This is a genomic window from Ancylobacter amanitiformis, from assembly GCF_030814815.1.
Lineage (GTDB): Bacteria > Pseudomonadota > Alphaproteobacteria > Rhizobiales > Xanthobacteraceae > Ancylobacter > Ancylobacter amanitiformis.
The window spans coordinates 60,445-81,351 of the sequence record NZ_JAUSVR010000007.1 but is presented as its reverse complement, the minus strand read 5'-3'; the positions used below and the strand labels follow the sequence as shown (position 1 = coordinate 81,351).

Below are 20,907 nucleotides of genomic sequence, written 5' to 3'. Positions count from 1 at the left end.
CTCCTCGCATTTGTGCTGCAGCGCAGCGGCTTTTCGGGCTTGCGGGCGGCTTCGCCGCCGCCGAAGATAGGTCAACATGCCACCCCATGGCATGGGTTTTGTATAGATATAATCATAATCTTCCAGAGTACCGAACAGGAGCCGTGCCATGTCTAAGCTCATCGGATTCGTGAACAAATGGCGGCAGGGCGCGAGCGAGCTCGAGAACGGGGTTGTCGACCAGTTCCTGCTGGGGCAGCTTGATCGCCGCGCCTTTTTCCGCCATGGCAGCCGCATCGGCCTGTCTGCGGCGGTCATGGCCGGCGTGCTGCAGGGCGCCGGTTTCGCGCCCATCGGCCGCGCCTTCGCGCAGGGCAAGTCGGGCGGCACCATCCGCGTCGCGCAGATCACCCCTTCGGGCGCCATCGAGCCGGTGTCGGTCGCCGATCAGGGCGGGCTTCTGCCGCTGGCGCTGGCCGGCGACTTCCTCGCGTTCGACGGGCCGGACCTCGTGCTGCGGCCGATGCTCGCCACCTCCTGGAAGCCGAACGAGGACGGCAGCGTCTGGACCTTCACGCTGCGCCCCGGCGTCAAGTTCCATGACGGCCGCACCATGACCGCCGACGACGTGGTGGCCTCGATCGACCGGCTCGCCGACCCCGCCAACGGCTCCAACGCGCTGTCCGCCTTCAAGGGCGTGCTGTCGAAGGGCGGCACCACCAAGGTCGATGACCTGACGGTGAAGTTCACGCTGGACGCGCCGAACGGCAATTTCCCCTATTACGTATCGTCCGACAATTACAACGCCATCATTTTGCCGGCTGACTACAAGGGCGATTTCGAGAAGAACTTCAACGGCACCGGGCCGTTCAAGATCGAGACCTACACCCCCAAGGTCGGCGCCACCTTCGTGCGCAACCCCGATTACTGGGCCGGACCGGCGCTCGCCGACAAGGTGGAGATCAGCTTCTACGCCGAGCAGCAGCCGCAGGTGCTGGCCGTGCTGGGCGGCCAGATCGACCTCGTGCAGCAGATCGTGGCGCAGGGCTCGCAGAGCCTGTTCGACAATCCGGCGGTCAAGATCCTGCGCCTCAAGTCGAACGCCCATCGCCAGATCCACATGAAGAACAAGGGCGCCTTCGCCGACAAGCGCGTGCGCCAGGCCGTGGCGCTGACGCTGGACCGGCCGGCCATCATCAAGGGCCTGTTCAAGGGCATGGCCGATCCGGGCAATGACAGCCCCTTCGCCCCGGTCTTCCCCTCCACCGACACCAGCGTGCCGCAGCGGGTGAAGGACATCGCCAAGGCCAAGGAACTGATGGCCGCCGCCGGCGCCTCGAAGGGTTTCGAGGTTACGCTGACCACGATGCAGATGCAGGAACTGCCGACCATTGCCAGCCTGATCCGCAACTCGGCGGGCGAGATCGGCATCAAGGTCAACCTGAAGATCGAGGATGTCGGCGCCTATTACGGCGACGCCGTGCCCGGCAAGTCCGACTGGCTGGACAGCGAGTTCGGCATCACCGATTACGGCCATCGCGGCACGCCCAACGTGTTCCTCGCCGCCCCGCTGCTGAGCACCGGCACCTGGAACTCCGCCGAGTTCAAGAACCCGGAATATGACAAGCTGGTCGCCAGCTACATCGCCGCGCTCGATCCGGCGGCGCAGAAGGCCCAGGCCGGCGCCATCCAGCGCCTGCTGCTCGACGAGACGCCGGTCATCTTCCCCTATTTCTACGATTACCTCACCGCCACCTCGGCCAAGCTCACCGGTGTCGAGGGCACGGCGATGGGGCAGATGTTCCTGCACAAGGCCGGGTTCGTCTGATCCGCCCATGTCAGGCGCGTTGGGGCCTTTCCTCCTCAAGAGGCTGGCGCTGAGTCTGCTCACCCTGTGGCTGCTCAGCGTCGTTGTCTTCTTCGGCTGCCAGGTTCTCCCGGGCGACCCCGCCCGGGCGATCCTCGGCCCGCTGGCCGATCCGCGCGCGGTCGCCGCGCTGAACGAGAAACTCGGGTCCGACCGGCCGCCGGTGGAGATCTACCTGTCCTGGATGGGCGGCCTCATCACCGGCGACATGGGGCAGTCCTATGCCTATCGCTCGCCGGTCGCGCCGTTCATCGGCAGCGCGCTGGTGAATTCGCTCAAGCTCGCCGCCACGGTCTTCGCCATCGTGGTGCCGCTGGGCATCGGCGCCGGCGTGCTGGCCGCCCTGCGCGCCGGGCGTCCGATCGACCGGCTGATCAGCGTCGCCGGCCTTTCGCTGACGGTGATCCCGGAATTCGTCTCGTCCATCGCGCTGATCCTCGTCTTCGCGGTGCTGCTGCGCTGGCTGCCGCTCTCGGCGACCTGGCCGGCCGGCAGCGGGCCGCTGGTGCAGCTGCAGCATCTCATCCTGCCGGCGCTGCCGCTGGTCATCGTGCTGTTCGGCTACATCGCCCGGATGACGCGGGCCGGCATGGTGGAGGCGCTCTCGGCCGACTACACGCGCACCGCCATCCTCAAGGGCCTGCCGTGGCGCACGGTTCTGTCGCGCCATGTGCTGCGCAACGCGCTGCTGCCGACCATCACCGTCATCGCGGCGCAGATGGGCTATGCGCTGGGCGGGCTGGTGGTGGTGGAATCGCTGTTCCGCTACCAGGGCATTGGCAGCCTCGTGCTCGGTGCCGCCCGCGCCAAGGATTTCGCCATGCTGCAGGCGGGCATCCTCACCGTCGGTGCGTTCTTCGTGGTGACGACATTGCTGGCTGACATCGTGACGACGCTGCTCGACCCGCGACTTCGGACGGGAGGACGCCGATGAGCGAGGCGCTGCCCCTCACCGAACCCGCGCCCAGCGTGGCCCGGGAAGGCCGCACGCGCGGGGTGGTCGGCCGGCTGCTGCGCACGCCGAGCTTCCTGATCGGCATCACGATCCTGCTGTTCTGGGCGGTCTGCGCCGTGTTCGCGCCGTCTTTCGTGCCTTATGACCCCTATGCCGACGACCTCCTGAACACGCTGCAGCCGCCCTCTGCCGAGCACTGGTTCGGCACCGACCAGATCGGCCGCGACGTGTTCTCGCGCGTGCTGGTGGGCGCGCGGGCCATCCTCACCATCGCGCCGCTGGCGACGCTGGTCGGCACCGTGGCCGGCACCGCCATCGGCCTCATCACCGGCTATTTCGGCGGCTGGGTGGACGCCATTGTCGGGCGGCTGCTGGAGGTGATGCTCTCGCTGCCGCTCATCATCGTCGCGCTGCTGGTGCTGGTGGCGCTGGGACCCTCCACGCCCACCGTGGTGGTGGTGGTCGGCCTCGTCTTCGCCCCGCTGGTGGCGCGCACCGTGCGCGCGGCGGTGCTCACCGAGCGCCATCTCGACTATGTGGCGGCGGCGGCCGTGCGCGGGGAAAGCGCGCCCTACATCATGAGCGTCGAGATCCTGCCCAACATCATGCCGCCCATCATCGTCGAAGGCACGGTGCGGCTGGGCTACGCCATCTTCACCATCGCCTCGCTGAGCTTCCTGGGCTTCGGCGTGCAACCGCCGACGCCCGACTGGGGCCTCGCCATCGCCGAGAATTACGGCGTGCTGATCGGCGGCTTCTGGTGGACCGTGGTGTTCGACACCGCGGCGACGGCCTCGCTGATCGTGGGCGTGAACCTCGCCGCCGAATCCCTGCAGAGGGCTCTGGCCGAATGACCGACCTCGCCGTTCCGCCCGTCCTCCGGCTCGACGACATGAGCGTCTCCTACCGGATCCGCGGCCGCGCCGTGCCGGTGCTGAGCCAGGTGAACCTGTCCATCGCCAAGGGCGAGGTCTATGGCCTCGTGGGCGAATCAGGCTCGGGCAAGTCCACCGTGGCGCTCGCCGTGCAGCGCGTGCTGCCGGCGAACGGGCGCCTTTCGGGCGGGCGCGCGCTCATCAACGGGCGCGACGTCGGCGCGCTCGACCGCGCGGCACTGCTGCAGATGCGCGCCCGCGAGGTCGCCATGGTGTTCCAGGACCCCGGCCGCGCGCTCAATCCCTCGATCACCATCGGCCGCCAGGTCGCCGAGGCGTTCGAGATTCTCGGCGCCTCGGGCCACGAGGCGCGCCGGCGCGCGGAGGAGATGCTGACGCGGGTGCGCATTTCCTCGCCCGCCCGTGTCATGGAGCGCTATCCGCATCAGCTCTCGGGCGGCATGCAGCAGCGCGTGGTCATCGCCATGGCGCTCGCCAAGGATCCCTCGCTGCTCATCCTCGACGAACCGACCACGGGGCTCGATGCCACGATCGAGGCGGAAATCCTCGATCTCGTCGACACGCTGCGGCGCGAATTCGGTGCGTCCATCCTGTTCATCAGCCACAATCTCGGCGCCATTGCCGGGCTGTGCGACCGGGTCGGCGTGCTTTACGCTGGCCGGCTGGTGGAAGAAGGGCCGGTGCGCGACCTGTTCGCCGAGCCGCGCCATCCCTACACGGCAGGGCTGCTGCGCTGCCTGCCGCGGCCGGGCCTGCGCAAGGACCTCGCGCCCCTCGACACCATTCCCGGCTTCCCGCCGGCTCCCGGCTCGATCACGGCCGGCTGCGTCTTCGCCCCGCGCTGCGCGCTGGCGGACGAGACCTGCCGCACGATCGATCCACCGCTGGTGGCCACGGGCGCGGGGCGGGTGAGCCGCTGCCATCATCACGACCGCGTCGCCGATCTGCCCCATGCCGAGCCCCGCGCCGCCGCCGGCACCCTCGCGCCCGCCGGCACCGGAGCCGGCACGCCGGTGCTCGAACTCACCGCGCTGTCCAAAACCTATGGCTCCGCGCCCTATGCGGTGCAGGCGCTGCGCGACGTTTCGCTGCGGCTGATGCCGGGCGAGACGCTGGGTCTGGTCGGTGAATCCGGCAGCGGCAAGAGCACGCTCGCCCATGCGCTGCTCGGCCTCATCGCGCCGGACGCGGGCGGTGGCATGGCGCTGGACGGCGCGGCGCTCGCCCCGGAGGTGCGCCGCCGCACCGCCGAGCAGATCAAGACACTGCAGATCGTGTTCCAGAACCCGGATTCGGCGCTCAACCGCTCGCACAGCGTGCGGCGGCTGATCGGCCGGGCGATCACCCGGCTCGGCGGGCTCTCCGGCGCGAAGCGCGAGGCGCAGGTGACGCGGCTGCTGGAATCGGTGCGCCTCACCGCGCGCCAGCTTTCCGCCCGCCCCCGCCAGCTCTCGGGCGGCATGAAACAGCGCGTGGCGGTCGCCCGCGCCTTTGCCGGCAATCCGCGCCTCGTGGTGTGCGACGAGCCGACCTCGGCGCTGGATGTGTCGGTGCAGGCGGCGATCCTCAACCTGCTGGCCGAGTTGCAGGCGGAGCGGCAGGTCGCCTATCTGCTGATCTCGCACGATCTCGGCGTGGTGCGCTATCTCTCCGACTGGATCGCCGTGCTCTATCTCGGGCGCCTGCTGGAAGTCGGCCCGGCGGCCCGGGTGCTGGATGGCCCCCATCATCCCTATACCGAGGCGCTGCTCTCGGCCGCGCCCTCGGTCAGCGGCGAGCGGACCGGACGCATCCGGCTCACCGGCGCCATCCCGAGCGGGGTCAGCCCGCCGGCCGGCTGCCTGTTCCACACGCGTTGCCCCCGGCGCATCGGCCCGATCTGCGACACCGAGGAGCCCCCCTTCACGGCGGACGCGCATGGCCACGCCATTCGCTGCCATCTGCCGCGCGGGGAACTCGGCCGCAGCCCGGCGCCGTCGATGGCCTGACGCCCTCCATGAGCCGTCAGGCGAGGGCGGGATAGCCCATGGCCACCGCGTCGGCCTCATAGCGCAGCAGCACTTCATAATCGGCCGGGTCGGCCGGCTCCAAGCGCTTGAGTGCCAGCCCGGCGATGAGCGGATCGTCCTGCGCCTCTGCCAGCGCCTCGTTGATGGCCTGGCGCAATTCCTCCGCCGCTTCCGGCCGGGCGCCGCCGCGGGTGATGAAGGGCAGCGTCGGCCCCGCGGCCGTGCGGGCGAGCACGCGCAGGCCCGCGACGAGGTCCGGCCTATGCAGGTCGGCAAGGCCGAACGTCACGCAGTCGATAGCGGCGACGTCCGCGGCGCCGCCCTGCACGCTTTCCATGCTCAGCAGATGCCCGCCGCTGGTCAGCACCGCTCCGAAGAAGCGGCCCTCGCGGGCCAGCGGGGCTATGGCGTGGCGCAGCAGGTTCATTCCGGTATTGCTGTCCGGCCCGTTCATGGCCACCCGGCAGCCGCGCAGATCCTCAAGACGCTCGAATGGCGCGTCCGCGCGCACCACGATGAGGCTGCAATGGCGCGCGCCCTCGCAACCGGGCAGCGCATAGACCGGCGCGCCGACCACCCTCACCGCCTCGCCCAGTTCGGTCATCAAGGGATAGCCGCAGGTCTGTCCGACCAGCAGCGCCGGGTCGTGCCAGATGGCGCGCAGCGCACGCGTGCGCTCCAGCATTGCGGGCACGTCGCGCTGGCCACGGCCGGCAAGACGCGCGCGGATCGCCGCCCAGAGCGCGTCATTGGCGGCATGGAGCCAGGGCGGATCATACACGCCGAGATTGGCGAGGCCGGGAGAAGCGTCATTCATCATCCTGCCTCGACCTGTCCGGCGGCTCCTGTCGCCGCCACGACGCCGCGTCGCGCGCCGAACACCACGAGGATGGCGGATCCCGCGATAAGCACGGCGCCGATCAGCGCCGGCGGCGTGGGCCATTCGGCATAGATGGCGACGCCGAACACCAGCGCCCAGACCAGCCGGAAGACATCGAGCGGGATAACCACCGAGGCGCTGGCCCGGCGCATCGCCTCCAGGAAGAATACCTGCCCGAACACGTTGCAGACGGCGAAGAAGCCCAGCCAGGCAAAGTCGCTCGCGCTCGGCCAGGTCCACAGCGGCACCGCGAGCAGGCCGGCCAGCGCACCCATGCCGATAGCCAGCAGCAGCGCGCTCACCGCGCTGCCGTCGCCGCGCGACTGCAGCTTGGCCACCAGCATGGAGGCGGCGAACAGCACCGCCGAGCCCAGCGCCGCCGCCGCGCCGAAGCTGCGCGCATCGCCCAGGGCGAAGGTGTGCCCCCCCACCAGCCCGAGCGCGACATCCCGCCCGATATGCGGCCCGACGACGAGCAGCGCACCGCCCAGGCCGACGGCGATGGCGATCCATTGCAGCGGGAAGACCCGCTCGCCCAGCACGGCGCGGCTGCCCATCGCCGCGAACAGGATGGCGGTGAAGCCGAGCGCCGTCGCCTCCGCCAGCGGCAGGCTGCGCAGGGCGAGATACCAGGTGAGGATGGCCCCGCCATTCAGCACGGCGCGCAGGGCGTGCAGCGGCAGCCGCGCGCGCGCCACGCGCGGACAGCCGGCAAAGGACCACAGCGGCAGCAGCAGCGCCACGCTGAACAATTCGCGCCAGAAGACCAGGATGAACGGATGCAGCGTCTGGCTCACCCCGCGCACCGCCGCCTCCATGAAGGAGACGACAAGGCCCGAGGCCAGCATGAAGCCGGCCCCGATGAGCGTGCTGCGGGAGATCGCGGGGAGCCTCATGAATCCAGCGGCACGCGCCCGAGAGGGTGTTCCGGCCGGTCATGCGCGCGCAGCAGGAAGCGGCGGAACACCTCGCCATAGCCCTTGTAGAGCAGGCCGCCATTGCGCTCCAGGAAGGCGGCGCGGTTGGCGCGGTAGACCGCCGGCAGCTTGTACCATGGCAGCGTCGGGTGGGCGTGGTGCACGGCGTGGAGATTGTTATAGAGGAACAACAGTCCCATTACCGGCGAGTCCTCCACGATGGCGGTGCGCTTGAAAACGGCGTGCTCCGCCTTGTGCTCGGCGAAGGAGCGGACCATCAGCAGCGACGTGCCAGGATAGAGTATCAGCGCGGCATAGGCGAGCGGATTGAAATCGCAGACGAAAACCAACCAGGCCAGAATCACCGCGCAGCCCGCCAGATGCCGCGCCCAGATGCGGGCGAGATGCCGGTCGCCGGCCAGCATCGTCTTCGCCTCCGACAGGAGATAGCGGCTGACCGACCAGAACGGCCCGATCACCAGCCGGCCGACAAGCCGGGTCTGTGCCTTCACCAGCCAGCGCCCCACCAGCCCAAGCTCCTGCCAGTGCTCCTCGGTCCAGTAATAGGATTCCGGGTCGTCGAGCGGGTCGGTCAGCACCTCGTCGCGGTGGTGGCACAGGTGCAGCACCCGGTAGCGCTCATAGGGCAGCCAGAGCGAGAGCGGGATCGCGCCGAGAAACCGGTTGAACCGGCGCCAGCGCGTGGGGTGGCCGTGGATGATCTCATGCTGCAGCGACCCCTGCCACGCCAGCAGCCAGGCCCCCACAGGCACCAGCACATAGAGCGGCAGATCGGCGTGGAAGAATGTCACCAGGCCCCAGCCGCCGTAGATCACGGCGGCGAGCGTGAGCGTGGGCCATTCGACGCTGGCTCGACGGGTTGAACTTGCGGGCTTTGCGGGCGGGGAAGCGGTGATTTCCATGGTACAATCTTCCCGCTGCGGCGGTACCGGCGCAACGCGGGATACTAAATCGCCACGTGGGAATTGTCGCATAAAGTGCCCGTCTGGTGATAATTAGCAACGTTGGTGCGTTTCAGGAGCGAAGACCATGCGACGGCAGGTCGTGCAGATTTTTCGCGAGCGTCTGGCGCTGGTGATCCAGCGCTCGAAACTCCCGCCCTCGGCCTTTGCCCGCTCGCTGGGGATCGACCGTTCCACCCTGTCGCAGGTTCTGTCACCGACGAACGACCGGCTGCTGCGCGCCGAGACGCTGGCAATCCTCTCCGCCCGCTACGGCATCTCGGTGGACTGGCTGCTCGGCCTCACCAGCCAGGAGCGGCCGGGCGCCGACGTGGTCGAGCAGGTGCGCATCGAGGGTCAGGCGGGGTCGCCGGCCGATGGCCGCTTCCTGCGCTGGTACGCGGAGGCCGAGAATGCCGGCTATCCCATCCGCACCGTGCCCCGCAGCTTCCCTGATTTCCTGAAGCTGCCGGAGGTGATCGCCTATGAATATGCCGGCTGGCCGGAAATCGACGCCGCGGCCACGTCGCGCTGGGCGCAGGAACGGCTCGACGGCATGCGGCGCTCCGATCTGTCGCAGGAAGCGTGCCTGCCGCTGCAGGGATTGCAGGCCTTCGCCCGTGGCGAGGGGCAGTGGGAGCAACTGCCGGCGGCGCTGCGGCGCGAGCAGCTGCGCGTCATGAGCGAGACCTGCGAGGCGCTCTATCCCGGCCTGCGCATCCACCTGTTCGATGTCCGGCGCACCTATTCGGCACCGCTCACCGTGTTCGGCCCACAGCGCGCGATTCTCTACATTGGCGGGCTGTTCTTCGTGTTCACGGCGAGCCCGCAGGTGCGGCTGCTGAACCAGCGCTTCGATGATCTCATCCGCGCCGCCGTGGTGCAGCCGGCCGAGGTGCCCGGCGCCCTCGCCGCACTGGCGCGGGAGGTGGGGTGAGGCTGCCGGCGCGAGACCGGCCGCGCCCTCTCCCTGCCCCCCGCCCCTCGCCGACCCGCTTCGCGGGCCGTTCTCCCGCAGGGGGAAAGGGTCGGTCTGCCCGGTCTCAGGCGGCCGGCGCCGGCTCGGCGAGATCGAGCCGGCCGGCCAGCTTGGCGATCGTTTCCTCCGCCCCGCGTTCACCGGCAATGGCCGCGGCCACGCTGTCGCCGACCAGCGGCCCGAGCTTGAAGCCGTGGCCCGAGCAGGCGCTGACCACCCAGGCGCGCCGGCCCCAGGGGCGCACCGCGAAACGCTCGGAGGCATCGCGCGTGACGGTGTAGAAGCAGATCTTGCGCTCCAGCACCTGGTAGCGGCCGAAATCGCGATAGCCGAGGCGCGCCGCGCTCTCCAGCCGGGCCACGTCGTCATCGGTGGCGAGGCGGTCGCCATCGGCGTCGCCGGCGCGGGTGAAGACATGGTCGCCGATCTTGAGCCGGGTGCCCCGGCGCGGCGGCAGCGTATAGGTACCGCTGTCCACGCCCATGTCGATCAACACCGGCGCCGCGGCCCAGGCCTGTGCCAGTTCCGGCGGCGGGGCGAGATACATCACCGCCTGCCGCGAGGCGACCACGGTATCCGCGAGGAGCGGCGTGAGCGCGTTCACCCACGCGCCGGCGGCGATCACCACATGGTCGGCACGGTATTCGCGGCCATTGGCCACCACGCGCCCCGCCTCCGGATCCACCTCCTCCACGCGGCTGTCGGCGTGAAAGCGCACGCCGCGATTGCCGAGCATGACGACGAGATCGGTGAGGATGCGGATGGGAAAGAGCATGCCGCCCTCGTCGGTCTCCACCGCGCGGGTCAGACCCTCGGTCTGCACCATGGGAAAGCGCTCGCCCACCTCGGTGAGCGGGATGTCGCGGAAGCCGGAGCCCATGCGGGTGAGCGCGCGCACGGTCGGCTCGTACCAGCCGACCTCCTCGCGCAGGAAATAGATCACCTTCGAGCGGTCGAAATGATCGGTGCCGGTATCCTTGAACATCCGGTCATAGACGGCGAAGGCCTCCGGCATGAGATAGGCGTAGCCCTCATGCGTGCCATAGGCGTGCCGGGTGATCCGGTGGTCGTCATAGGAGGTGGCGCGCGGGTTGGGGATGGGGCCCTGCTCGAATACCGAGACCTGGAAGCTCCGCCGCTGCAGCGCCCAGGCGGTGGACAGGCCGGCAATGCCGGCGCCGACGACGATGACGGTTCCACGAGGTCCGGACATCAAAGGCTGGCTCCTGCATCGGGCATGACCGGCTGCGGCGGCAGCCAGTTGAGATCGCGGCGCCAGTCGCCGGAGAGTTCCTTGAAACGGGCGCTGCTCAGCTTGGACAGGTCGGCAAAGGAACAGACGCCGTCGAGCACGAGGTCGCGGATCGCGTGGCCGCTCGCCGGCGACAGGCCGAAGCCGACGCTCGACATGGTGGCCACCGTCACATTGTCCGGCGCGGTGAGGCGCTCGATCACCGGGCGGCCGTCCGGCGTGTTCTCGATCACCCCGGCCCAGCTGCGGATCACCCGCGCATGGGCGGCGCGCGGCAGCAGGTCCGCCAGGCGCCGGGACAGGCCGCGCAGCACGCTGCCCGAGGGGCGCGGCGGCGGGCGGTCGAGCGGCGTATCGTCATACCATTCATGCGGTCCCCCGCCATAGGCGAGGTTGCCGCGCAGCGTCTGGCGGCCGTAGAGGCCATTGCCGTCGACCCCCCCGGTCGGCATCAGCGGCAGCGGCTCGGTCACGATCATTTCCGCCCGCGCCGCCGCCATCGGAACGGGATTGCCGAGCATGGCGGAGAGCTTGCCGGTCTGCGGGCCGGCGGCGATCACCAGCGCATCGCAGCCGAACCGGCCGGCCGAGGTTTCCACGCCCACCACGCGCCCGCCGGCGGTCTCGAAGCCCGAGACCGCGACATGCTGGTGGATCGCCACGCCGAGGTCGCGCGCCGCCCAGGCATAGGCCTGCGAGGTGCGCTGGGGATTGGCATGGCCACCGAAATGCAGGTGCACGCCGCAAACGGCGTTGTCGCCGGCCAGCGGCACGCGCTCGCGCACCTGCCGGCCGTCCAGCACTTCCCATTCATAGCCGGCGGGAATGCGCATGGAGAGGCCGTCGGCGAAATTGGCCTTGCGCTCGTCCACCTGGAAGACGATGCGCTCGCGGCGATACTCCGTGGGATAGCCGAGCAGTTCGTCCATCTGCGGCCACAGCCGCTGTTCCTCGTGGAAGAGCGGGCTCTGGTAATGCGTGCAGCCGCCGCCATTGCGGCCGGAGGCCTCGAAGCCGACAATGCCCTTTTCCAGCACCGTGACGTCGACGCCCGAGCGCGCCAGCCACCAGGCGGTGGAGAGGCCGGTGACGCCGCCGCCGACCACCACGACCGATGTACCCTTGTTCGTCATGACCGGCATCCTCAATAGGGCATTCCGGCGCGGATCTGCTCATCCTCGCGCGCGGTGCCGATGTCGTCGTAGGAAATCCACTGCGTCACGATGCCGAACCACACGTTCCAGTTCTCCGTCATGTCCGCCGTCTCGTCAGCATCGGCGAGCACGGCGAGCGGCAGCGGGCGCACCGGGGCGCGATAGCCGGCGAGCGGGATGGAGGTGGCCGGAACCTCGGCGCCCAGCGCCATGGTCAGCGCCACCTGCTCGCGGCAGCGCCGCGCCTGGCAGGCGCCCATGCAGGCGCGGGTGAGGCGCTTGATCTGGTCCTGGTCGAGCGGCCCATCCTGCGCCAGCGTGGCAAGGTTGCGCCGGGCGATGGCGTTGGAACTCCAGCCGAGATAGCGCGGCGGCTGCACGGCCAGCAGTTCGCCGCGCGTGACCTCCTCGCACAGGCACACCATGACGTCCGGCCCGCCGGTGGCGAGCAGGGCCCGCGTCCAGTCGAGCGGATAGGCCAGCGCATCGGGCCCCGCCGGCCGGGAAATGGCCTCCGGCGCCTCCGCCGGGCGGCCGAGCGAGGCCAGCGCCGCGCGCGCCGCGCTCAATCCCGCCGCCGCGGCATCGCCGCCGAGGCCGGTGCAGTCGCCGGCGGCGAAGACGTGCCCCAGCGAGGTCGCCCCGTGCGCGTCGACCACCGGCACATGGCCACCGCGCTCGGGTATCATCGCACGCGCGGCGCCGAGCACGTCGAATAGCTCGATCACCGGCACCGCGCCGATGGCGAGGCACACCGTGTCGCAGGCCAGCGCGCGGCGGCGCCCGGGCGCCTGCGTCTCCACCAGCACGAGGCCGGTAACGCCGTCCGTGCCGCCCTCGGCCGCCAGCGGCACATGCCCGGTGATGATCTCGACGCCCTGCCCGGCCAGCGCAGCCAGCCGCGCGTCATCACCCGCCGGCGTGTCCCGCGCCTCCACCAGCGCCACCACATCCAGCCCGCGCGAGCGCGCAAGCTCGGCCGTGGCGATGGCCAGGTCGCCGCTGCCGAGGATGACGAGGCGCCGCCCGGCAAAGGCGTCATAGCGCACCAGCAGCGCATGCAGGGCCTGCGCGCCCATTACGCCCGGCTGATCGGAGCCGGCAAAGGAAAGGTTGAGATCGCGCGCTCCGGTGGCGAGGATCAGCCGGTCGAAGCCCAGCGTCCAGCTGCGCGTCTCGTCAGCAAGGCCGATCACGCCAGTGGCGAGCGAGCGCATCCCCGGCCCGTTCACCCAGGCGCCCCAGGCCGAAGTGGACAGGCGCACATCGACGCCGAGTTCAAAGGCTTCCGCCAGCGCCGGGTTGGATTCCAGCACGTGCTCGACAAGGCGCTCCGGCGTCTGCACCGCACCCGTGGCGCGGCCGCCGAAATGGAACGGCACATCCATGCCGATCAAGCCGGGCGAGACCGGGTTCTCGTCGATCAGCACCACCTGCACGCCGGCGCGCGCGGCCTCGGTGGCGGCGGCGCAGCCGGCCGGGCCGGCACCGATGATGACGAGTTCGGCGTGTTCATCCGGCGCCCCGGTCTTGCCGGCGATGGAATGGCGGTCGGGAGCGGGCAGGATCAGGCGGGTTTCGGGGCGGGTCATGGAATCGCGTCCAATGCTGAAGCGAGGTCGGCGACGAGGTCATCGGGATGTTCGATCCCGACCGATATCCGCAGCGTCGCGTCATCGACGCCCACCTGCGCGCGGATGTCCGGCGGCACGGAATAATGCGTGGTCGTGGCGGAATGGCAGATCAGGCTCTCGGTTCCCCCGAGGCTGACCGCCATGCGGAACACCTGCAGGCGGTCCAGCATGGCGAAAGCCTCGCTTTCCCCGCCGCGAATGCGGAAGGAGAAGGTGGAGCCCGCGCCGGTGCATTGCCGGTCGAACACCGCGCGGGCGGGCGTGCCGGCCGCGAGGAAGCCGAGATAGCTCACGCTCGCCACCCTGGCGTGGTCGCGCAGGAAGGCGGCGACCACCGCGGCATTGGCATTGGCGCGGGCATTGCGCAGCGGGAAGGTCTCCAGCGAGCGCAGGGCGAGCCAGCTGGTGAACGGGTCGAGATGGGTGCCGAGCAGCGTGCGCAACCGGCGCAGCGGGCCGATGAGCGCGGCCGAGCCCGACACGGCGCCGCCGATCAGGTCGCTATGGCCGCCGGCATATTTGGTCAGCGAGGTCATGGACAGGTCGGCGCCGTGGTCGAGCGGGGCCTGCAGCAGCGAACCGAGGAAAGTGTTGTCCACCACGACGACCGGCCGCCGCCCGCCCTGCCGGGCGGCCAGCGCGTCGGCGGCGCGGGCGATGAGCGCGATGTCGGCAATGCCGTTGGTCGGGTTGGCCGGCGTCTCCACGAAAATGAGGCCCACCGGGCCGTGGCCCGACGCCGTCTCGACGGCCTGAGCCACGCTCGCCTCATCCACGCCGTCGCCGATGGCGATCGCGGTGATGCCGAGCCCGGCGAGCGGACCGTGCAGCAGGCCATGCGTGCCGCCATAGAGCGGGCGCGTGTGCAGCACGCTGTCGCCGGGCTTGAGATGACCGAGCAGCACGGCGGAAATCGCCGCCATGCCGGAGGCGAATGCCGCCGCCTCCTCCGCGCCGTCCAGCGCGGCGAAGCGCTTTTCCAGCAGGGCGAGGCCCGGATGGTCGAGCCGCGCATAGATGAAGCCCGCCTCGCGCCCCGGCGCCGTGCCGTCGAAATAGTCGCGATGCGCCTGTTTCGCTGCCGCCGCGGACGGGTAGGCGAAGGTCGAGGTCAAGACGATCGGCGGCTTCACCGCGCCGAACGCATCCTGCGGATCATAGCCGTAGCCCACGGCCAGCGTGTCGGGGTGGCGGGCACCCCGCACGTCGTCACTGCCACCCCTGCTCAAGCCCGGCCCGCCTCATGCCCGCCCGCCTCGTGACCCGCCGCATCAGCCGCCAGCCCCGCCGCGAAGGCCGGCTCGCGCACGGCCTCCGCCGCCCCGGAAATGATGCCGCGCAATTCGATCGGCCGGCCGTCGATGCCGGTGCGGGCGGCGATATAGTCCATCGCCTTGTCGCAGTACCAGTCGGTGAACAGCAGCACGTAGGATTCATCGGTCGGGCTGTAGGGTCCCGGCACATAGCCGACCGAATTGACGCCGCGCTGGTTGTTCTCGACCAGGTCGCGGTCCTGGATATTGGTCACGTTCCACAGCTGGGTAAGCTTCTCGACGTCATAGTCGACGCCTTCCACCGCATCCTTGTGCACCAGCCACTTGCACGTCACCAGCGTCTCGCCGGTCGCGGTCGGCATGGCGCTGAAATAGACCGTGGTGTCGGCGGTGGAATGGCAGAAACTGTGCGGCTCCACGGCCCAGCGCAGCGAGCCGACATTCGGCTCGTCGCCGGCAATCATCAGCCGGGTGCAGGCGAGCGCGCCATCAATGGTGAGCGACAGGTGCCCCTCGTTGAGCGGGAAGCGCTCGATCTGCCACCACGGGCCGATGAAGGGCCCCTTGCCGAGCCCGGCCGCCTCCAGCCGGGCAGCAAAGGCGGCGTGGCGCGGGTCGCCCTCCACCTCGAAATGCCCGCCGGAGGCATCCTCGATCGGGAAGGTCAGGCACAGTTCGGGATGGCCGACGCCGCAATGGTAGCACTCGCGGGCATTCTCCATCACCAGCTTCCAGTTGCCCTTCTCGACCAGCGTGTTCTGGAAGGCGAGCTTGGCCTCCTCCAGCCGATGAGGCGCGAGCAGCGGCTCCAGTTCGCGGCGGAAGCGGGCGAAGGCCGGCGGCGTCTCGGCGAGGCACACGAACAGCGCGCCGGCGACATTCTCGACATGCACCGGCCGGAGGCCATGCTCCGCCGGGTCGAACGTCTCGGGCATGTGCCGGGCATGGACCAGCGCGCCATCGAGATCATAGACCCACTGGTGATAGGGGCAGGTCAGCCGCCCGCGCGCGCCGGTGCCCTCGGCGCAGATCTGCGCCCCGCGATGGCGGCAGGAATTGTGGAAGGCGCGATAGACGCCCTCGCGATCGCGCGTGATCACCACCGGCGAGCGGCCGACCGTGAGCGCCATGTAGCCGCGCGGCTGCGGAATCTCGCAGGTGAAGCCGGCAAGAATCCACGACTGGCCGAAAATGGCGGCAAGATCGAACTCGTAGACATCCGGACTGTTGTAGAGTTCCTGCGGCAGCGAATAACCCGGCCTGCGCTCGTTGATGAGCGCCCGGATCCGTTCCAGATCAAGCATGGCTGTTCCCCTTTTGCGCGATCTTGGCATCGGGCCTGGAACGGTTCAAATTACGTTTTTAGATAGACCTATCGCATGTAGGCAAAGGTCCGGAGGCACAGGCTTGGGCGGCAAAGGTTCGGCGTTTCCTCGTCCCGACGCGGCGGACGTCGCGCGGCTCCCCGAGGCCGCCGAGCCGGATGGCGGGCGCGTCTGGCTGCCGCTCAATGCGCTCCGGGCCTTCGAGGCGGTCGGCGGGCGGCTCAGCTTCACCGGCGCGGCCGCGGCGCTGCATATCTCGCAGAGCGCCTTGAGCCGGCATGTCGGGCGGCTGGAGGAATATCTCGGCTGCCGGCTGCTGGACCGGCGGGCGCAGGGCATGGCGCTGACCGCCGCCGGCGCGGCGCTGCTGCCTGTCGTGGCCGAATCCTTCGACCGTATCGAAGAGACCATGAAGATGCTGCGGCGCGATCCCGGCCATGCCGGGCGCGTGCTCAAGATCCACATGCCGCCGACCTTCCTGCATGTGGCGGGCCTGTCGCTGCTGGCCGAATTCCGCCGTGCCTTTCCGGGCCTGCCGATCGACGTGTCGAGCAGCAACGGCATCGGCCTGCCGGCGGGACGCAGCGTCGATCTCGCGGTCGTGTTCGACAGGCCGCATCTGGGCGACGCCATCCGCGATCCCTTATGGATGGTCAGCCAGACGCCGGCCTGCACGCCGGAGATCGCGGCGCGGGCGGAGGGGCTCGATCTCGCGGAATTCCTGCGCAGCACCGAATTGCTGCACGTCAAGCTGGAGGGCGAGCCCTACAGCACGTTCTGGTCCGTCTATGCCCGCCATAACGGGCTCGATATCGGCGTGCAGCGCGGCCTCGCCTTCGAATCCGAGGTGCTGGCGGTGCAATGCGCGGTGGCGGGCGGCGGCGTGACGCTGGTCGATCCCGACATGTTCGCGGCCGATATCGCCAGCGGCCGGCTGGTGACGCCCTTCCCGGACACGACCTGCGCGAGCGGCTTCGGCTATTACCTCACCGTGCATCCCGACGACATGGTCGATCCCGCCGTCGCGCTGTTCCGCTCCTGGGTGGTGCGCCGTTACACGCAGGCCCCGTCCGACGACCCGGTCTGAGGAGCGTCCGCGCCGTCAGTAGAGCCCGCCACCCGACGCCGAGCCCATGTCGAACGGCACGGGCGCGCGGGCCGGTTCACTCATCGCGAAGGGCTCGTGCGTCGCGGCGGGCGGCGCACCTTTCGCGGCGGCATCGCGGGCGGGCACGGTTCTGGTGGCCGGCTTGGGTAGCGTCTCCTTCGCAGAAACGTCCGTGGCCCCCGTCTTGGTCGCTGTCTTGGTCGCTGTCTTGGTCGCTGTCTTGGTCGCTGTCTTGGTCGCTGTCTTGGTCGCCGTGCCGGGCGGGTTCCGGACCGGCAGCGGCGCGGGAGCCGGCGCGTCGAGCGAGCCGGCCTTGAGCAGCGGATCCGTCGCGGCGCGCACGGTCATCACCTTGACCGTCGGCGCGGCGACGGTCGGTGCGGCCGGGGAATCGGTGGCGATCGCGACCATGGCGGGTTTGGGCGACAGCCGGGACATGTCCTTCTGCCCCGGCGACGCGGAACCCTGCTGCGCGCCGCCCGCCGGCGGCGCCAGGGCCTGCGGGGCATTGACCGGCTGGGTTTGGGCGGGCGGGCCCTCCGCCGCGGGCGTATCGACCCGGCGTGCATCCACCGAGATGGTCGCCAGCCGCCAGTTGCCGCCAACCGCCTCGAAGCCGAGGTCGAAGCCGATGCGCAGGGGCGTGGTGGCGAAGAAACCGACCAGCCGCAACACGCCGTCCGCGTCGACGGCGGGCGCGCGGGCGAGCTTGGCGTCAAGCAGCAGCACGGCGGCGAAATCCAGTGAATTGTCGCGCCACGCCCGGAAGCGGTCGGCCAGTTCCGCCGCGTTGTAATTCTCGCGGAAGGCCGGCGCGCCGAGGTCACGCAGCACGGAATAATTGCCGGTGACATTGGCCTGGTTCACCGCGGCGAGCGTGCCGCGCAACAGGGCGAGCAGAACCGGCGCCGGCGGAACCTGCAGCGCCCCACCCGATGCCGAGACCGGCGCGAGGACGGGCGCGGTGCTCGCGGCCACGGGATTGGCGGGCGCGGGAGCGGCCGAGGTGGCAAAGCCGGCCGGCAGCGCCGTCAACGCCGGCGGCACCAGCATGAGCCCGAAGGCCACGGCGAGGGCGATCGTCGAGGGGCGAACACTCACCATGCCATGACCAGCCCCGCCTTGCCGCCGATCGTGCCCTCCTTCAGGCCAAACCCGATGCCGCCGGTAAAGAACAGCGTGTCGTCCATCAGCCGGGCGATGCCGGACAGCGCCATGGCATTCTGCCCGCCGAACGTGCCCCATTGCGCGCTCAGCGCCAGATCCTTGCCGGCCGGCAGGTTGGGCGTGTCCATGGCCATCGCCATGGCGACGCCTTCCTGCACGCGATCGAGCTGCTGATAGACGCCATCGAGATTGTAGAGGTCGCCGAGCGAGGCCGAGGCGAGGTTGCCCGCGGCATCGGTCGTCACCACCTGCACCGCGCCGGACTGCGCCGCCCGGCTGGCCGACGAGGTGAGGCCCGGCATCGTATAGGTGCTGGAGGCCGTGCCGAGCGCCACCTGGTTGGCGCGCGTGGTGGTGGCGCCGCTGCCGATGGCGGTCGAACTCTCGAACGAGGCATTGGCGCCGTTGCCCACCGCCGTGCCATAGGCCGCCGAGGCATTGGCGCTCTGGCCGACCGCGGTCGAGCCTTGCGACGCGGCGATGGAGCCCCGGCCGAGCGCGGTGGAGTTGACGCCGTTGGCGGCCGAGTTCCAGCCGAGCGCGGTGGAGTTCTCGGCATTGGCGGCGGCGATGCTGCCGACGGCGGTGGAGCCCTGCGCGTTGGCCGTCGCGTTCTGGCCGAGCGCCGTGGAGCTCATCCCATTGGCGATGGCCTGCTGGCCGAGCGCGGTGGAACCCGTGCCATTGGCGGTCGCGCCCTGCCCGACCGCGGTGGATTGCTCGGCGCCGGCGCTGGCGCCCTGGCCGAGAGCGGTGGCCGCGCTGGCATTGGCCTGCGCGCCATAGCCGAAGGCGGAGGCGTTGGTGCCCTGCGCGGCGGCACCCGAGCCGACCGCCGTGGTGTAGTCGAGATTGGCGGTGGCGCCCTGGCCGATCGCCGTCGCGTTCAGCCCGTTGGCGCTGGACGCCTGACCGACAGCGGTCGCCGCCACGGCGTTGGCGCTGGCCTCGGTGCCCACCGCGGTCGCCTGGTCGGCATTGGCGGCGGCGCTGCGGCCGACCGCCGTGGCGGAAGCGCCATTGGCCGCGCTGTTCTGGCCGATGGCGGTGGACGACACGCCATTGGCCACGGAAAGCTGGCCGAACGCGCTGGAATTCGTGCCGAAGGCCTTGGCACCCTGCCCCACGGCCGTGGCGCTCGCCTGTGTCGCCTCGGCACTTTCACCGATGGCGGTGGAATCCGTGCCGGTGGCCGATCCCGCGCAACTCAGCGCCGTGGCGGTGAGGTCGCAGGCAATGTCGGCCGCCCATGCGGGAAACGCGAGCAGAACCGCGAGTGCGGCAAGCGACGGGCGCAGCCATCTTCCACGTCGGCGCCCGGCTCGCTGCGGTCTCGTCAGCATGTTCGCATCGTCCCGCTCGAATGACCGCCGGGCCCCGGCATCGGAGCCAAAGCTCGCGCGAGCATGCGTGCCTCATGGTTAACGAACGGTAAAACTCGCACCGGCGGGCAGACCGGGGCAAGGCATCAGGCGTGCGGCATATCCCGCGGCGCAAGCCCCGCGCCACCCTCGGCGCCATCCTCGGCCGCACCTTCCGAAACGCCGGCCTTCGGCCCCATGCCGGCACTTCTCGTCCCGACCAGGGCAATATCGCGCACGATGCCGGCAATGTGCTGGAACTGTTCCGCCAGCGGATTGCTCTTGCGCCAGACCATGCCGACCGTGCGATAGGGACGCGGCTGCGGCAGCCGGGCGACGGAGACGAAGGCCGAGCGCGTTTCCACCGGCACCGCCATGCGCGGCACCAGCGTGACGCCGATCCCCGCGCCCACCATCTGCACCAGCGTGGTCAACGAACTGCCTTCCATGAGGTCGCGCGCGGCGCTGGAGGGCATGTTGCAGAAGGAAATCGCCTGCTCGCGGAAGCAGTGCCCTTCCTCCAGCAGCAGCAGGCGCATCTCGCGCAGCATGTCGGAACTGGGCACCGGCTTGTCCGCGTCCTCGCGCGGGCGCACCAGAATGAATTCCTCGTCGAACAGGGCATATTCGGTGAGCGCCGGCTCCGACACCGGCAGGGCGACGATCGCGGTGTCGAGCCGACCCTCCACCAGCCCCTCGATCAGCTTCTGCGTCACCATTTCGCGCGGGCGCACGTCCAGTTCCGGGAAACTCACCGCCAGACGCTGGATGACCATCGGCAACAGATAGGGCGCCACGGTGGGAATCACGCCGATGCGCAGGCGCCCGGCCAGCGGCCCGTGCGAGGCGCGGGCGAGGGCGTGAAGTTCATCCACCGCCCGCAGGATCTCTCGCGCGCGCACCGCGAAATCCTCGCCGAGCGGGGTGAGGCGGATACGCCGCGAGCCCCGCTCCACGAGCGGTGCGCCGAGAAGTTCCTCAAGCTCTTTCATCTGCAGGGAGAGCGCGGGCTGCGAGATGGCGCAGGCCTCGGCCGCGCGCCCGAAATGGCCATGCTGGGCCAGCGCCTCGAAATAGCGCAGATGCTTCATGGAAATCTCGGTCATAAGTTCTTCATATCGCGATGATTAGAAAATGCAAATTTTCATTATGATGTTTCTGAAGTAGACGTCTGCGGCAGACGGAATT

Annotated in this window: 17 protein-coding genes; 6 read left to right on the top strand and 11 right to left on the bottom strand. The window is 69.9% G+C overall.

Annotated elements, in window-relative coordinates; all coding sequences use genetic code 11:
* Nucleotides 1-148: 148 nt before the first annotated feature.
* Genes QOZ99_RS12305 through QOZ99_RS12290 form a run of 4 tightly spaced genes read left to right on the top strand, consistent with a single transcriptional unit; the run spans nt 149 to nt 5,685 of the window.
* A complete protein-coding gene (locus tag QOZ99_RS12305) occupies nt 149-1,807 on the top strand; it encodes an ABC transporter substrate-binding protein (protein ID WP_306890273.1) in 1,659 nt (552 codons plus the stop codon).
* A 7-nt stretch (nt 1,808-1,814) separates the two neighbouring features.
* Nucleotides 1,815-2,780 carry an ABC transporter permease gene (locus QOZ99_RS12300; RefSeq protein ID WP_306890272.1) on the top strand — a complete coding sequence of 322 codons (966 nt, stop codon included), beginning with the start codon at nt 1,815-1,817 and terminating at the stop codon, nt 2,778-2,780.
* Complete coding sequence (locus QOZ99_RS12295) at nt 2,777-3,655, top strand: ABC transporter permease (protein ID WP_306890271.1); 879 nt, start codon at nt 2,777-2,779, stop codon at nt 3,653-3,655. The genes QOZ99_RS12300 and QOZ99_RS12295 overlap by 4 nt, the downstream gene beginning before the upstream one ends.
* Nucleotides 3,652-5,685: an ABC transporter ATP-binding protein gene (locus QOZ99_RS12290; protein WP_306890270.1), complete on the top strand. Its 2,034-nt coding sequence runs from the start codon at nt 3,652-3,654 to the stop codon at nt 5,683-5,685. The genes QOZ99_RS12295 and QOZ99_RS12290 overlap by 4 nt, the downstream gene beginning before the upstream one ends.
* Nucleotides 5,686-5,701: 16 nt before the next feature.
* Here QOZ99_RS12290 and QOZ99_RS12285 read toward each other — a convergent pair whose 3' ends face one another.
* Genes QOZ99_RS12285 through QOZ99_RS12275 form a run of 3 tightly spaced genes read right to left on the bottom strand, consistent with a single transcriptional unit; the run spans nt 5,702 to nt 8,426 of the window.
* On the bottom strand, nt 5,702-6,526 hold the full coding sequence (locus QOZ99_RS12285; protein ID WP_306890269.1) for a phosphate/phosphite/phosphonate ABC transporter substrate-binding protein: 825 nt from the start codon (nt 6,524-6,526) through the stop codon (nt 5,702-5,704).
* Nucleotides 6,523-7,482, bottom strand: a complete 960-nt coding sequence (locus QOZ99_RS12280; RefSeq protein ID WP_306890268.1) for a DMT family transporter — start codon at nt 7,480-7,482, stop codon at nt 6,523-6,525. Before QOZ99_RS12280 ends, QOZ99_RS12285 begins: the two co-directional genes overlap by 4 nt.
* Complete coding sequence (locus QOZ99_RS12275; protein ID WP_306890267.1) at nt 7,479-8,426, bottom strand: fatty acid desaturase; 948 nt, start codon at nt 8,424-8,426, stop codon at nt 7,479-7,481. Before QOZ99_RS12275 ends, QOZ99_RS12280 begins: the two co-directional genes overlap by 4 nt.
* Nucleotides 8,427-8,553: 127 nt before the next feature.
* On the opposite strand from QOZ99_RS12275, the gene QOZ99_RS12270 reads away from it, so the two are divergent.
* Complete coding sequence (locus tag QOZ99_RS12270) at nt 8,554-9,402, top strand: helix-turn-helix domain-containing protein (RefSeq protein ID WP_306890266.1); 849 nt, start codon at nt 8,554-8,556, stop codon at nt 9,400-9,402.
* 106 nt (nt 9,403-9,508) lie between these two features.
* Here the strand turns inward: QOZ99_RS12270 and QOZ99_RS12265 are convergent, their stop codons facing one another.
* Genes QOZ99_RS12265 through QOZ99_RS12245 form a run of 5 tightly spaced genes read right to left on the bottom strand, consistent with a single transcriptional unit; the run spans nt 9,509 to nt 16,062 of the window.
* Nucleotides 9,509-10,657 (bottom strand): NAD(P)/FAD-dependent oxidoreductase, encoded by a 1,149-nt coding sequence (locus QOZ99_RS12265; RefSeq protein ID WP_306890265.1) that lies wholly within the window; start codon nt 10,655-10,657, stop codon nt 9,509-9,511.
* Nucleotides 10,657-11,829: an NAD(P)/FAD-dependent oxidoreductase gene (locus tag QOZ99_RS12260; protein ID WP_306890264.1), complete on the bottom strand. Its 1,173-nt coding sequence runs from the start codon at nt 11,827-11,829 to the stop codon at nt 10,657-10,659. The genes QOZ99_RS12265 and QOZ99_RS12260 overlap by 1 nt, the downstream gene beginning before the upstream one ends.
* A gap of 11 nt (nt 11,830-11,840) precedes the next feature.
* Nucleotides 11,841-13,442, bottom strand: a complete 1,602-nt coding sequence (locus QOZ99_RS12255) for an FAD-dependent oxidoreductase (RefSeq protein WP_306890263.1) — start codon at nt 13,440-13,442, stop codon at nt 11,841-11,843.
* On the bottom strand, nt 13,439-14,713 hold the full coding sequence (locus QOZ99_RS12250) for a cystathionine gamma-synthase family protein (RefSeq protein WP_306890262.1): 1,275 nt from the start codon (nt 14,711-14,713) through the stop codon (nt 13,439-13,441). The genes QOZ99_RS12255 and QOZ99_RS12250 overlap by 4 nt, the downstream gene beginning before the upstream one ends.
* A complete protein-coding gene (locus QOZ99_RS12245) occupies nt 14,710-16,062 on the bottom strand; it encodes an aromatic ring-hydroxylating oxygenase subunit alpha (RefSeq protein ID WP_306890261.1) in 1,353 nt (450 codons plus the stop codon). Before QOZ99_RS12245 ends, QOZ99_RS12250 begins: the two co-directional genes overlap by 4 nt.
* Nucleotides 16,063-16,165: 103 nt before the next feature.
* On the opposite strand from QOZ99_RS12245, the gene QOZ99_RS12240 reads away from it, so the two are divergent.
* Complete coding sequence (locus tag QOZ99_RS12240) at nt 16,166-17,170, top strand: LysR substrate-binding domain-containing protein (RefSeq protein ID WP_306890260.1); 1,005 nt, start codon at nt 16,166-16,168, stop codon at nt 17,168-17,170.
* Between the two features lie 15 nt (nt 17,171-17,185).
* On the opposite strand, the gene QOZ99_RS12235 is transcribed toward QOZ99_RS12240, so the two are convergent.
* The 3 genes from QOZ99_RS12235 to QOZ99_RS12225 all read right to left on the bottom strand — a co-directional run bounded on the left by QOZ99_RS12235 (nt 17,186) and on the right by QOZ99_RS12225 (nt 20,825).
* A complete protein-coding gene (locus tag QOZ99_RS12235) occupies nt 17,186-18,295 on the bottom strand; it encodes a hypothetical protein (protein WP_306890259.1) in 1,110 nt (369 codons plus the stop codon).
* Nucleotides 18,289-19,701 (bottom strand): hypothetical protein, encoded by a 1,413-nt coding sequence (locus QOZ99_RS12230; protein WP_306890258.1) that lies wholly within the window; start codon nt 19,699-19,701, stop codon nt 18,289-18,291. Before QOZ99_RS12230 ends, QOZ99_RS12235 begins: the two co-directional genes overlap by 7 nt.
* A gap of 125 nt (nt 19,702-19,826) precedes the next feature.
* Nucleotides 19,827-20,825: a hydrogen peroxide-inducible genes activator gene (locus QOZ99_RS12225; RefSeq protein WP_306890257.1), complete on the bottom strand. Its 999-nt coding sequence runs from the start codon at nt 20,823-20,825 to the stop codon at nt 19,827-19,829.
* Nucleotides 20,826-20,907: the final 82 nt, after the last annotated feature.